Origin of the sequence: Candidatus Cyanaurora vandensis (assembly GCF_013285555.1) — a bacterium.
GTDB classification, from domain to species: domain Bacteria; phylum Cyanobacteriota; class Cyanobacteriia; order Gloeobacterales; family Anthocerotibacteraceae; genus Cyanaurora; species Cyanaurora vandensis.
Window position 1 is genome coordinate 1 of sequence record NZ_JAAXLT010000025.1, and the last position, 12880, is coordinate 12880.

A 12880-nucleotide genomic window follows, 5' to 3' on the forward strand; every position below is an offset into this window, starting at 1 on the left:
GACTCTAAATGGACAGGGAGGGCAGGTAAGACTAGTTCGCCAGCACAGCCCGTTGAGCTGTCAAGAATCACCGCTCCTTCAGGACGGTGAGTATGTCAATACAGGACTTACGCACAGTCTATAGCCCCTAAGGAAGAAATAGCCAGCACACTTTGTATCAGAAAAAACGAAGCCTGGAGGAGCCAGAGTTAGCCGCTGGCTGGCACTTTAGCTTTACTGGTGGTCGTAAGAGGTCCCTCCGCCTGTAGTAGTTTTTGAAGCTACTCAGCTTTGCCAGTAACCCTAGGCGAGGGTTTCCTGTTCTAACCGCAAAAAGATAGGTACGGCTTGAGCAACGGTTTGTCCGCTGGGGAGACCGCCCCACTCGGTAGTAGCCCAGGTCAGTTGAGCATAGGCAGCAGGTGCAAAACCCAGCTGGCTCCAGATCCGTCCACTCAACTCGGGGATCACGGGCGCGAGTAGGACAGCAGCGATGCGGACGGCTTCGAGGACCGCGTATAAGACCGCCTCAGCCTCAACGCGGTGGCCTTCTTTGAAGAGTTTCCAGGGAGCCCTCTGGTCAATGTAGCCGTTGCCGAACCGGGCGATTTCTAAAGCTGACTCACAGGCGCGGGGGAAGTGGAGACCCTCATAGGCTTGGGCCGTCTGCTGGGTCATCGCCTCCGTCTGCTGGCGTAGGGGGTCCGTGAGGGGGATGGTGACGGTGGGGATCTGGTTATTACAGTTCTTGCGGAGTAGACCCAGGGTGCGGTTGAGGAGGTTGCCCAAGTCATTAGCAAGGTCGGCATTTAAGGTATGGATGAAGCGGGTCCGCACAAAGTCGCCATCCTGTCCAAATTCAATCTCTTTCAGGAAGTAGTAACGCACTGCATCGGCTCCAAATTCCTCGACCAGCGCAAAGGGGTCCAGGACATTACCCAGGGATTTACCCATTTTGAGCCCGTCCTTAGTCAGGTAGCCGTGCCCGAAAATTCGCTCCGGTAGGGGCAACCCGGCAGACAACAACATCGCGGGCCAGTAAACGGCATGGAAGCGCAGGATGTCCTTGCCGACCACATGGACAGCGGGCCAACCTCCGGCGAGGGCGTTCTTTAAGCAGGGTTCATCGTCCGGGGCCAAAAGAGCCGTTAGGTAGCCCAAGAGCGCATCAAACCAGACATAGATGGTCTGCTCGGGGTCCGGCGGGAGGGGGATGCCCCAGCGGACTGCTGCCCGTGAGATGGAGAAATCCCGCAGTCCCTCTTTGAGCCAGCCCTTGACCTCGTTGAACCGGATGACGGGTTGCACAAAGTCTGGGTGACGGGCGAAATGCTCCTCTAGAGCGGTCTGGTACTTGGACAAAGCAAAAAAGTAATTCTCTTCTTGCCGGAGGAAGACAGGTTTACGATGGATGGGGCATAGGTCTTGGATCAAGTCCTTGGGGTCCTTGTATTCCTCACAGTCCACGCAGTACAGACCCTCATAGGCAGCGCGGTAGATATCACCTCGTGCCCAGACCCGCTGGAAAAACTCCTGGACTACTGGGGCATGGCGGGGATCATTAGTACGGATGAAACGGTCATATTTAATATTGAGGACTTGCCACAATCGTTGGAACTCAGCGGCAATCTGGTCGCAATGGGTCTGGGGATCAAGGCCCTGTTTGAGGGCGGCAGTAGCAATCTTCTCGCCATGTTCATCGGTCCCCGTCACCATCAAGACTTGGTAGCCGAGCAAGCGGTAGTAACGCGTCAGACAGTCTACCGCAATCGTTGGGTAGGCACTGCCCATGTGGGGCGCGGCGTTGGCGTAATAGAGTGGCGTGGTGCAAGTGAAATGCACGGCGGTTCCTGAAGAATATCCCCCATCATATCGGTTTAGAATCGCTGTATTCAAAAGACCATAGGGATTACACGGGTTACATCCATCTTTGGGTAGAGCCTGATGTCTCTGCCATACGGAATAGTGATAAGTTGAACCCAGGCCTGTCATCCCTCCCCGTAACTGTGGAAAGTACCATGCTCAATGTCTTATTAGTGGATGACGATGAGGTGGACGTGATGAACGTGCGCCGCGCCTTCCAAAAGAACAAGATTAACAATCCGCTCTTTGTGGCGGGGAACGGGATCGAAGCTCTTGATTTGCTGAGGAGCCACCAAATCCCCTCAGGCCGCCGCTTAGTCCTCTTAGATCTGAATATGCCCCGCATGGGTGGGATTGAGTTCCTGCGCGAACTCAGAGCTGACCCGGAACTACGCGCCACCTCGGTCGTGGTTCTGACGACCTCAGCCGAAGATAGTGACCGGGTGGATGCTTATGAGCTAAATGTAGCGGGCTATATTTTAAAACCCGTGACATTTACGAACTTTGTCGAAGTCATGGCGGCACTCAATAAATACTGGACGCTCAACGAGTTGCCCTAACTCATGGAAAAACCCTTCAAGTTATTAGTCGTAGATGATGATGCGGTAGACCGTCTGATGGTGCGCCGTGCTCTCAAGGCGGCTGGGGTCCAGATGGAGCTCGAAGAAGCTGAGGACTTGGCGACTGCCCGTCGGTGGCTGGGGGAAACGGACTTCGACTGTGTTTTCTTGGACTATCTGTTGCCCGATGGGGATGGGTTACTGCTGTTGCGCGAGGTCCAAGCAGCAGGGATTAAAACGCCCTTAGTCGTGTTGACGGGGCAAGGTGATGAGCAATTGGCAGTGGAATTGATGAAAGCCGGGGCCGCTGATTACCTCACTAAACAACGGGTCTCCCCCGAAAATCTTTCGCAGATCCTGCGCCGGGTCACTCGCCTCTACCAAGCGGAGAAGACCGCCCAACTCGCCAACCAACAACTGGTCCAGAGTGAGGAGAAGTTCCGGCTTTTGGTGGAGAGTGTCCAGGACTATGCTATTTTTTCGTTGGATGTGGCGGGTCAAGTAGTCAGTTGGAACCGGGGAGCCGAGCGGATCTTGGGTTACACCGAGGCCGAGGCTCTGGGTATGCCTGCCACCCAATTTTTTAGCCCCGAGGATCGCCACCTCGCCCAGCGTGAACTAGAGACTGCCCTGAGCAACGGTCAAACCCACAGCGAATACTGGCAAGTCTGCAAGGATGGCAGTCGCTTTCTCGCCAACAGTGTCGTCACCCCGCTCAGAGTTGGCACCGTGCGGGGATTCGCCAAGGTCATGCGGGATATCACGGGGGCGCGGCTGCTAGAACAAGAACGTGCCCGCATCTTAGTTCTGGAGAAACAAGCCCGGGCCATCGCCGAACGGGCTCAACGCGAGGCTGAAGCGACCAACCGGATCAAAGATGAATTCCTCGCTGTCTTATCCCACGAGCTACGCACCCCCCTCAACTCAATTATTGGCTTCAGTAACCTCTTACTGAGGGGCAAACAAAACGAAGCCACGACCCAGCGGGCCCTCCAGACCATTGAGCGCAACGGTAAACTTCAAGCTCAACTGATTGAAGACCTCCTGGATGTCTCCCGGATCATCAGCGGTAAGCTGAACCTCGAACGCTATCCCCTTGTCCCCACCAGGGTCCTAGAGCTAGCCATTGAGAGTATCCGCCCCCAGGCCCAAGCCAAACAGATTGAAATCACCACCCACTTCACAGCTAACCCGCCCCAGATCTCAGCCGATGCCGTGAGGTTCCAGCAGATCCTCTGGAACTTACTCAGTAATGCCATCAAGTTCACCCCTACGGGCGGTCAAGTGACGGTGAGTTTGACGGTCCCCCAAGCGGGTCAGGTTGCGATTACGGTGCAGGATACGGGCCAGGGGATCATGCCAGAAGTTCTGCCCCATATCTTTGAACGGTTCCGGCAGGCCGATAGCACCACGACTCGCCGCTATGGGGGACTGGGGTTGGGGCTTGCCATCGTGAGCCACTTGGTCGAATTGCACCAAGGTGAGATCAAGGCTGAGAGTCCCGGTGAGGACCAAGGGGCGACCTTCACGATCACCCTCCCTACGCTGGCGGAACCTGCTCAGCGTAACCAGGACCAGAAAATGTCCTGTAACGGCTTTGACCTCGAAGGTCTACGCATCTTGGTTGTAGAAGACGAGGCCGATACTCGTGACTTGTTGAGCTTGATGTTGGAGCAGTGCGGAGCCACCGTCACGCCTGCGTCCTCAGTCCTCGAAGCTCTTGCCACCCTGATGAGTTCTCCCCAAGATGTCTTAGTCAGTGACATCGGGATGCCCGTGGAAGATGGCTACGCCTTGATCCGGCAGGTACGCGAACGCTCCCCTGAACAGGGCGGTCAGGTCCCCGCTGTCGCCCTGACTGCCTATGCCCGTACCGAAGACCGCCTACGCGCACTGGCGGCAGGATTCCAGTCCCACATCAGTAAACCCGTGGAATCCGAGGAATTGGTGACGGTGATTGCCCAGTTGGTCGGGCGCACTGAGTGACTGTGACCGCCGCCCCGAGCCTAGTTCGCCAAGCAAAAAGCCGCGTTTATTGAGCAAAAAGCTAACTCCACTCAGTTAGATCTTCGTCGTTAATGTCATTAGGAAAATCTTCTTAGTCCTCCAACTAAAGTGGTGAGAAAAGCTTCTGTATTGTTTTGTGTGTCAGTGGATATTGAATAACGTTGTTCTAGAAATTCAATAAAGTCTAGGGCTTGACGGGTAGCGGCTTCTAGGAAGTTGAGGCTGTGGCTATAAATGGCTTCGGCTAGGTTCATGGGGTATTCCTCAGAATTTTACATATATCTTAATACAGGCTCCTGGTGGGCTAACTCTCTGCTAGACAGGGTTACGCCTGAACTAAAAGCGGCCTGAGCGTTGCCCAATGCGCTTGCCCTGCTGAACATTGGGATGGAGCTTTCCGGGATCAACAGGGAATTTTGGCGACGACGGGTAAAATACTCGGTTTGTATCCTAGAGCATTGATTCTCTCTGGAGAGATAGGCTATTATTGCCCCGTCTTGCTAGCCCCGTTGCGGTTCAACACCATGTTCTTTGAATCTTCGGAATTTGAATTTGCCCAGCACCTAGAAGCGAACTGGCTGACCATCAAAGCTGAACTCGAGCAGGTCGCGAACGTGGAAGGCGGGGGTTTCCAGCCCTGGCCCGACAAAAAACTTTACGATAGTGGCACTTGGGGAGTCCTGCCCTTCTATGCCTTTGGTAGTCGTGTCAATGCCAACTGTGAACTCTGCCCAGAGACCACCAAGCTCGTCGAGGCGATCCCCGACATGAGTACGGCTTCTTTTTCGGCCCTAGAGCCGGGGACCCACATCCGGGCTCATGTCGGCTACTCCGATGAAGTGCTACGTTGCCACCTCGGTTTGGTGGTCCCGGAGGGGTGCGTGATCCGGGTTGCCGAGGAGATCCGGCCTTGGCAAGAAGGTAAGTGTTTGATCTTCGACGACACCTTTGAGCATGAGGTCTGGAACCGTTCGGACAAGACGCGGGTGGTCCTCTTGATTGATTTCAAAAAGCCCCCCGGTCGTGAATACCCCAAGAACGAAAAGCTCGATAAGTTCTCCCCGGCGGTGCTCAACCTCCTGCAACAGATCCCCAAGTAGGGTGCTGTCAGTGGAATCACCCATGGGAATAACTTGACCGCTTCAAGGTTGTGTGTCACTATCTATCCGTCATGAAGGAGCGCACAGGATGACTACATCCTCTAAATTCACCCCCAAGGTGAAGCAACTGGGCAAGAGTGAACAGAGTCGGATCAAGCTGAGTTTCTCATTAGCCAAAGAAGGCCGCTTGGCTGAGGCCATGGCTGAACTAGAAGCCCTGCTGGAAGAAAATCCGTCTTCTTTCAGTGCCCATGTCGCCATCGGCAATTTGCTCTATCGGCAGAAAGCTTACGATGAGGCCCTGAGCCACTACCAAAAAGCAATCCAGATCGAACCCAAAAAACCCCAAGCCATCCTCAAGGCCGGCGTCACCTACTTGCGGAAGAACGAAGCAGACAAAGCGACCGCTCAGTTCCAGAACGCCCTCAAGGTTTCCCCCAAAGCCCACCAAGCTTTTGTCGGTCTCGGTCAAGCGTTTGTCCTCAAAGAAAAGTACGAAGAAGCCGTCCAACAGTGCCGCAAGGCCCTCATGCTCAATCCCCGGCTCAACCAAGCTCGTCAAGTGATGGCCCAAGCCTACGTGAAGATGGGTAAGCTCGATGACGCCACTGCCGAATTGAAAACCGCTATCAACTACAAAGCGGACAACTTCTCCGGTTACGCCCAACTCGGTCGGATCTACCTGACCCAACAGGATTACGGCGCTGCCCGTGAAGCCCTCGAAGAGGCCCTCAAGCTCAAACCTGAAGCCAAACCTGGGGTCCGCCTCGGTCTGGTGCAAGCCTTGATTGCCGAAGAGAAGCTAGGCGAAGCGACCGAAACCCTCAAACAGGTCAACCAGAGCAACCGCCTAGCTCCCATCGTCCACAAACTGTGGGGCGATATCTACACCGCCCAGGGTCTGACCAAGGAAGCTGCTGAGGAATACCGCGCTGCCACCTTGCTTGCCAAGGAAGGCGATGGTGCCTTAGAAGAACTGGATATGGAAACGGTTGAAGATATTGATTGGGAAGAAATGGCCGACAGCTACCGTGAGTCTGCCACCTCCCTCGTCGCCAGCCGCCTCAACTAAGTCCCACTCACCACAGGTCCCATTCCGCTATGCCTAACCATCTCGTGTACATCATCATGGACAGTTGCCGCTTTGACAGCTATCGGTCGGCGGCAACCCCGAACATGGATCGTTTAGGTATGGCGGAATGCCGCTACAGCTATGCCTCCTGGACCTCGCCTTCCCACTACGCACTCTTGATGGGTATGGTGCCCCACACCAGCCCCAAGGGTGTCTTTGCTTCAGAAGTGTACAAACAGGATTTCGCCAAGTGGATTGACCGTTTGGGCATCCCAGAGCTTTCTTTTAAGACCTTTGTGCCTCATCTCTCGTTGCCGAAAGTGCTTCAGGACTTGGGCTATGAGACGATTGCGCGGGTCTCGATGCCCGTTCTCAACCAACTCACTAGCATCAACCGTTATTTCGATGACTACAAGCTGATGTCCAATCATAATGACTTTGTTTCGATGGTGAAGGAAGTCGAATTTTTTGAGGAAGAGCCGCGTTTCTATTTTTTCAATCTGGGTGAGACCCACTATCCCTATATGCTCTCGGGGGAGAATTTGCCCCATATCTCTGGGGTCCACGGCGTTTTCAAGGACCTGGATACATCGCTCAAAAAAGAAAACGACCCTGCCGAAAAAACGTTTTTTGACGATGAAGAGATGCAGCAACTCCACAAACAGCAAATTACCTGTGTGGAGTACGTGGACAGTCTGCTGGCAGAGCTTTACGCCAAGTGCCCACCCAATACCTATTTCATCATCACAGCGGACCACGGCGAACTCTTTGGCGAAGGCGGCTACTTCGGGCACGGACCCGTTATGCACGAGAAGTGCTTTGAAGTCCCTTTCATTGAAGGCTTCTGTCCCCACTAGGTAGGAAGCCTTAGCTTTAGCTGGAGGCCAGCAATGGCCTTCTCATAAATTAATCGGGGCACACTGATTAGAAAGTCTGCTCGGTTCTCGTTACTGAACCGAGTTAATTTAATGATTTCTTATTTATTAATTGTTCCTGAGAAGCCACCAGCATCAGACATTAGGGGATGAATTATAAAATCTTTGTGAAATACTATCTAAAACTTACAATTTGCAAGTGTTCCCGATATTGTTAGGTCAAGTGTGTGTGTGTATACCGCTTTTCCATGTTTTGGATGGTAAGGTATACATGCTTCATCCTAGGGTGGTCCTCTTTCAGTGGGGACGACTAGTGGTCGAGTATCGGTTGCTGCAAGCCCACTTCGCGAAGGTCAACCCCATGTCCAGCTTCACATGCCTCTCCCTGTCCCCCCTTGGTCTTGCCCACCCTGGTATTGCTGTCGCCACGATCCGGGCGGGGGGTGTGGGCCTGTTGGATAGAGAGTTTTGTGACAATGACGCCCTTGCCCAAGACAACCTCACGAAACTTTTGCAGCTTGTGGTAGGGAGTGACCGGGCGGGGCTACGGCTACGGGCCGACCAAATCGCCACGAGTCAAGAACTACTCGCGCTCTTGAATCAACCCCACTGGCTCGTCTTGAGCAGTTGGGAACCAGCGACTCTTGCTGAGGTGCTAGCGAGTCTGCCCGTCGTGGCAGGACGAAAATTACTGCTGGAAGTGACGGATATCACGCAAGCGGTGGCCCTGGACGGGTTTGCGATTGATGGTTTGATTGCCAAGGGCCATGAGAGCGCGGGTTGGGTGGGTGAGGACCCGGCCTTGATCCTGGTGCAGCGGTTACTGGCTCAGGTGGAATTCCCGGTGTATGTCCAAGGCGGGGTGGGGATTCACACGGCAGCAGCCTGTCGGGCAGCAGGGGCCATGGGCGTTGTCCTGGATGACCAGCTTTTATTGATGCCCGAATCCCCGTTGCCCGAGTCTTGGCAGAAGTATTTGCTGAACTTGAGTGGTCAGGAGGCCGGGGTTATTGGCGAACGGTTGCCCGTGGCCTGTCGGGTCCTGATTCGGCCTGGTTTCGCGGCGGTGACCGAACTGCAACAGTTGGCAGACCGGGCGGACTTGGCTGGGGATACCTCGGCGGAGGCCATGGCCCAGTGGCAAGCCGCCGCTAAACCCCTCATCGGTTGGGGTGAACCCGGTGTCGTCGCTTGGCCCGTGGGTCAAGGGGTAGGATTGGCGACGGGCTTTAAGGAGCGGTTCGCTACCATCAACCGCCTAGTCCAAGAGCTCGTCAAGCAGAGCGCGGAGCATATCCGGTTGAGTCAGGAATTCGGGCCGCTGGAACCCGGTGCGCCCTTGGCGGTTTCCCACGGGACGCGCTACCCGATTGTGCAAGGACCGATGACCCGCGTGAGTGACCGGGCGGAATTTGCCTTTGCGGTAGCCGAAGCGGGGGGTTTACCGATGTTGGCCCTGGCCTTGATGCGCGGTCCTCAGGTCAAAGAGCTTCTGGAAAAAACGAAACAACTGATGGGCAACCGTTCCTGGGGGATCGGGATTTTGGGCTTTGTGCCCCATGCCCTACGCGAAGAACAGACCGCCATTGTCAAACAAATTAGGCCGCCCTTTGCCCTGATTGCCGGGGGCCGACCAGACCAAGCGGCGAAGTTTGAACAGGACGGGATTGCAACCTATATCCACGTACCCGCGCCCAAGTTACTGGAGATGTTCCTGGAGCAGGGTGCCCGCAAATTTGTCTTTGAGGGGCGCGAATGCGGGGGACACGTCGGTCCCTTGAGTAGTTTCGTGCTCTGGGAAACGATGGTGGACACGCTTCTTAGCAAGACCCCCAAGGGCAGTGAGGCAGAAATCCATGCCCTGTTTGCTGGGGGAATCCACGACGCACGCTCAGCAGCGATGGTCAGCGCGATGGCGGCTCCCTTGACCCAGCGCGGAATGAAAGTTGGCGTTCTCGTCGGGACGGCCTACCTCTTTACGGCGGAATCGGTTTCCTGTGGGGCGATTGTCAAGGGCTATCAGGATGAGGCTCTGCGCTGTGAACGGACGATCAACCTGGAAACCGGGCCGGGACACGCTAGCCGCTGTGCAGTTACGCCCTTTGCCCAGGAATTTTACGGCACCCGCCGCCAGATGCTCACGGCGGGTCGTCCCCATGAAGAGGTCCGCGACACCCTGGAGGGCTTGACCCTAGGACGGTTGCGAGTGGCTTCTAAGGGCATGGTCCGCAACGCCGAAGGTAAGGTCATCACTGTTCCCGAGGACGAACAACTGCGCGATGGGATGTACATGATTGGTCAGGTGGCGACGCTCCGGGATCAAGTCTGCACCGTGGCGAGCCTGCACCAAGAGATCAGTGAGGACAGTGCTCAGTGGTTAGCCCGGGTGGACGCAGAGGCGGAACTACCCGGTGGTATTCCCTTGGTCCCCGCCGATGTCGCCATTATTGGGATGGCTTCCCTGTTCCCGAGAGCTCACACGGCGGAGACGTTCTGGGACAATATTTTACGCAAGGTCAATGTCATTACCGAGATCCCGCCCGAGCGTTGGGACTGGCGGTTGTACTTTGATCCCGAGCGTTCGGCGAAGGACAAAATCTATTCGCGCTGGGGCGGGTTCTTAGAAGAGATCCCCTTTGACCCGATGCGTTTTGGTATCCCGCCCAAGTCCATGCGCTCGATTGACTTTGTGCAGATGTTGACCCTAGAGGCGACTGGGCAGGCGTTGGAACACGCGGGTTATGGGTCGGGCAACTTTGATAAAGAAAATACTTCCGTCATCATCGGTTCGGGCAGTGGCGGGGGCGACTTGGGGATTCAGTACGCTGTCCGCACGATGATCCCTCAGTATGTGCCGGAGCCGGGGCCGGAGATCATGGACCGGATGCCCGAGTGGACCGAGGAAACCTTTGCCGGGTCGCTGCTCAACGTCTGCGCCGGACGGGTGGCGAACCGTTTCGACTTCGGTGGCTCTAACTATGTCGTGGATGCGGCCTGTGCTTCTTCCATGGCCTCCGTTGCCTTGGCGGTCCAGGAACTCCAGTACGGACGCTGTAACTTAGCGGTGGCGGGCGGGATGGATACGGGCATGAGTGCCTTCGGGTTCATGTCCTTCTGCAAAACCCACGCGCTCTCGCCCCAGGGCAAATCCAGGGCCTTCGATAAGAAGTCCGATGGCATTGTCATCAGTGAAGGGGTGGCGATGTTGGTCCTCAAGCGGCTCGCCGATGCGGAACGCGATGGGGACACGATCTATGCCGTGATTAAGGCTGTGGGTAGCTCCAGTGACGGACGGGCCTTAGGCCTGACCGCCCCGCGCTCCATCGGTCAGATCCGTGCTCTGAAACGGGCCTACCGTCAAGCCGGGTTTGGCCCGGAGACCCTGGGTTTCTATGAAGCCCACGGGACCGGAACCGTCGCCGGAGACCGGGCCGAACTGGAAACCGTGATCACCTGCCTTACCGATGTCAAAACCCCAGCCAAGAACTGCGCCATGGGTTCGATTAAAACCATGCTCGGTCATGCCAAGGGTTCGGCGGGGATTGCGAGCTTACTCAAAGTCGCGATGGCGATTCACCACAAGGTCCAACCCGCCCACATGAACGTGGACGATCCTCACGACCCGATTGTGGACCCCAAAGGTCCGGTTTACTTACTTAAAGAAGCCCGTCCCTGGTTTGACCATCCCGACCATCCCCGCCGCGCCTGCGGTAGTGCCTTCGGGTTTGGCGGTACCAACTTCCACTTGGTCATGGAAGAGTATCAGGGCAGTCTCAAGGACACCCGCGCACCGGGAGCGGACCCTTGGCCCTGTGAACTGTTTGTCTGGCGTGGGGATCAGGCCACGATTACCAAAGAAGTCCGCAAACTCCTGGAAGATTTGGCAAACAAAGCCGAACCCCGGATGCGTGACCTAGCTTACAGTCTGGCCCGTCGTGCCCTCGACCGTCGTGCCCCGAAAGCCTGCTTGACCATCGTGGCGGACGGCCTGATTGAGCTCCAAGAAGGTCTGACGCAAGCTTTAGACCAACTCGAAGGCCGGGGCAAGACGCTCCCCGCCCATGTGCAACTGACCTTAGATCTGGCCCAGTCGCCCTCGGTGGCTTTCTTGTTCCCTGGTCAGGGTGCCCAGTACCCCGATATGGGCCGAGAACCCGCCCTCTTCCTCAATGAGTTGCGTGGGGCGGTGGAAGCGGCAGACCGGGTGTTGAATGGTTGTTTTGAACAGCAGTTGAGCCAGTTTATCTATCCGCCGAGTCCCTACTCCGAGGCCGTCGAGGAGCAGAACCGCGCCCGGCTCACCGATACCCACATCGCCCAACCCGCGATTGGGACGGTAGCAACGGGCTACTTGGACCTGTTGACCCGACTGGGGGTAAAGGCCGAACGTTTGGCGGGGCACAGCTACGGCGAGTACGCCGCGCTCCATGCCGCCGGAGTCTTCAGCCGTACCGACTTCCTCCGCCTGTCGGAGACCAGAGGCCGGGTCATGGCAGGGACGGGCTTGGATGGGGCGATGGCAGCGGTTTTAGCTCCCCGCGATACGGTCCTGGGTCGGTTACAGACCTTGGATGGGGTGACGGTGGCGAACCACAATGCTCCCCAACAGACGGTTATTTCCGGGACTAAAGAAGCGATCCAGAAGGCAGTCCAACACCTAACCGCAGCAGGGCTCACCGCGACAATGCTCCCGGTGGCGGGGGCTTTCCACTCGGCCTTGATGGAGTCCGCTCAGGCTCCTTTGGCAGAAGCAATCCGCGCCATTGAGTTCCAATCGCCTCAGGTCCCGGTCTACGCCAACACCACAGGCCGTCCCTACAACCCCGATCCCCAGGCCATCCAAGAACAACTCTCCGGGCACCTGTTGCATTCGGTGGAGTTTGTCAGCCAGATCAAGGCGATGTACGAGGACGGTACCAGGGTCTTTATTGAAGTTGGTCCGCGTAACATTTTGACCAAGTTGGTAAGCCAGATCCTCGCCGACAGCCCCCATACCGCTGTGGCTCTCGATGGACCGAAGGGTTTACGGAGTTTGTTGATCAGTCTGGGGACCCTCTTGGCCCAGGGCGTTGAAGTCCAATTGCCCTTGATTTTCAAGGACCGGGCCGTAAAACTGCTTGATCTCAACCGCTTGGTAGAACAGACCCGCAAGCCGGAACTACCCGCGACGGTCTGGATGGTCAGCGGCGGCACGGCCCGTCCAAAGAACTCGACCATCAGCCATGCTGGTAAATCGCCGACCCTGACGGTGGAAGCGGTGGCTGAGGCGAAAGCCAAGGATAAGGCTAAAGCGGCTTTACCCCCGGCTCCCCGGCCTGTGGTAGCGGCGGTCCCCGTACCGATTGCGCCCCCAATTGCCCCGGTGACGATTGCCCCGGCCCGTCAAGTCGTGCCCCCCGCACCCGCCCCAATTCCCGCCGCGCC

The 12880-nt window shown here is 56.5% G+C and carries 8 protein-coding genes; 6 read left to right on the forward strand and 2 right to left on the reverse strand.

Going from position 1 to position 12880, the window contains the following annotated elements; translation table 11 throughout:
• Window positions 1-282: 282 nt before the first annotated feature.
• Window positions 283-1821, reverse strand: coding sequence for a methionine--tRNA ligase (gene metG, locus HFM78_RS01800; RefSeq protein ID WP_287127703.1), 1539 nt, complete (start codon window positions 1819-1821; stop codon window positions 283-285).
• Window positions 1822-1997: 176 nt separating this feature from the next.
• Here metG and HFM78_RS01805 point away from each other — a divergent pair, with 176 nt between their 5' ends.
• Both HFM78_RS01805 and HFM78_RS01810 read left to right on the forward strand, forming a co-directional pair.
• Window positions 1998-2402 carry a response regulator gene (locus HFM78_RS01805; protein ID WP_287127704.1) on the forward strand — a complete coding sequence of 135 codons (405 nt, stop codon included), beginning with the start codon at window positions 1998-2000 and terminating at the stop codon, window positions 2400-2402.
• Window positions 2403-2405: 3 nt separating this feature from the next.
• Window positions 2406-4388: a response regulator gene (locus HFM78_RS01810; protein WP_287127705.1), complete on the forward strand. Its 1983-nt coding sequence runs from the start codon at window positions 2406-2408 to the stop codon at window positions 4386-4388.
• Window positions 4389-4486: 98 nt separating this feature from the next.
• On the opposite strand, the gene HFM78_RS01815 is transcribed toward HFM78_RS01810, so the two are convergent.
• A complete protein-coding gene (locus HFM78_RS01815; RefSeq protein WP_287127706.1) occupies window positions 4487-4663 on the reverse strand; it encodes a hypothetical protein in 177 nt (58 codons plus the stop codon).
• 270 nt (window positions 4664-4933) lie between these two features.
• Between HFM78_RS01815 and HFM78_RS01820 the strand changes: the two genes are divergently transcribed.
• The 4 genes from HFM78_RS01820 to HFM78_RS01835 form a co-directional block, all read left to right on the forward strand.
• A complete protein-coding gene (locus HFM78_RS01820) occupies window positions 4934-5509 on the forward strand; it encodes an aspartyl/asparaginyl beta-hydroxylase domain-containing protein (protein WP_287127707.1) in 576 nt (191 codons plus the stop codon).
• An 88-nt stretch (window positions 5510-5597) separates the two neighbouring features.
• The gene (locus HFM78_RS01825; protein ID WP_287127708.1) at window positions 5598-6581 is read left to right on the forward strand and encodes a lipopolysaccharide assembly protein LapB; all 984 of its coding nucleotides are present in this window, start codon (window positions 5598-5600) and stop codon (window positions 6579-6581) included.
• Window positions 6582-6610: 29 nt separating this feature from the next.
• Complete coding sequence (locus HFM78_RS01830) at window positions 6611-7438, forward strand: sulfatase-like hydrolase/transferase (protein ID WP_287127709.1); 828 nt, start codon at window positions 6611-6613, stop codon at window positions 7436-7438.
• Between the two features lie 379 nt (window positions 7439-7817).
• Window positions 7818-12880 (forward strand): type I polyketide synthase (locus tag HFM78_RS01835; RefSeq protein ID WP_287127710.1); only part of this gene is annotated, 5063 nt, incomplete at its 3' end.

Bases quoted from the DNA above. Each gene is read 5' to 3' on its own strand.
- HFM78_RS01825 (WP_287127708.1), top strand. From the start codon at position 5,598: ATGACTACATCCTCTAAATTCACCCCCAAGGTGAAGCAACTGGGCAAG.
- HFM78_RS01810 (WP_287127705.1), top strand. From the start codon at position 2,406: ATGGAAAAACCCTTCAAGTTATTAGTCGTAGATGATGATGCGGTAGAC.
- HFM78_RS01830 (WP_287127709.1), top strand. From the start codon at position 6,611: ATGCCTAACCATCTCGTGTACATCATCATGGACAGTTGCCGCTTTGAC.
- HFM78_RS01815 (WP_287127706.1), bottom strand. From the start codon at position 4,663: ATGAACCTAGCCGAAGCCATTTATAGCCACAGCCTCAACTTCCTAGAA.
- HFM78_RS01805 (WP_287127704.1), top strand. From the start codon at position 1,998: ATGCTCAATGTCTTATTAGTGGATGACGATGAGGTGGACGTGATGAAC.
- HFM78_RS01820 (WP_287127707.1), top strand. From the start codon at position 4,934: ATGTTCTTTGAATCTTCGGAATTTGAATTTGCCCAGCACCTAGAAGCG.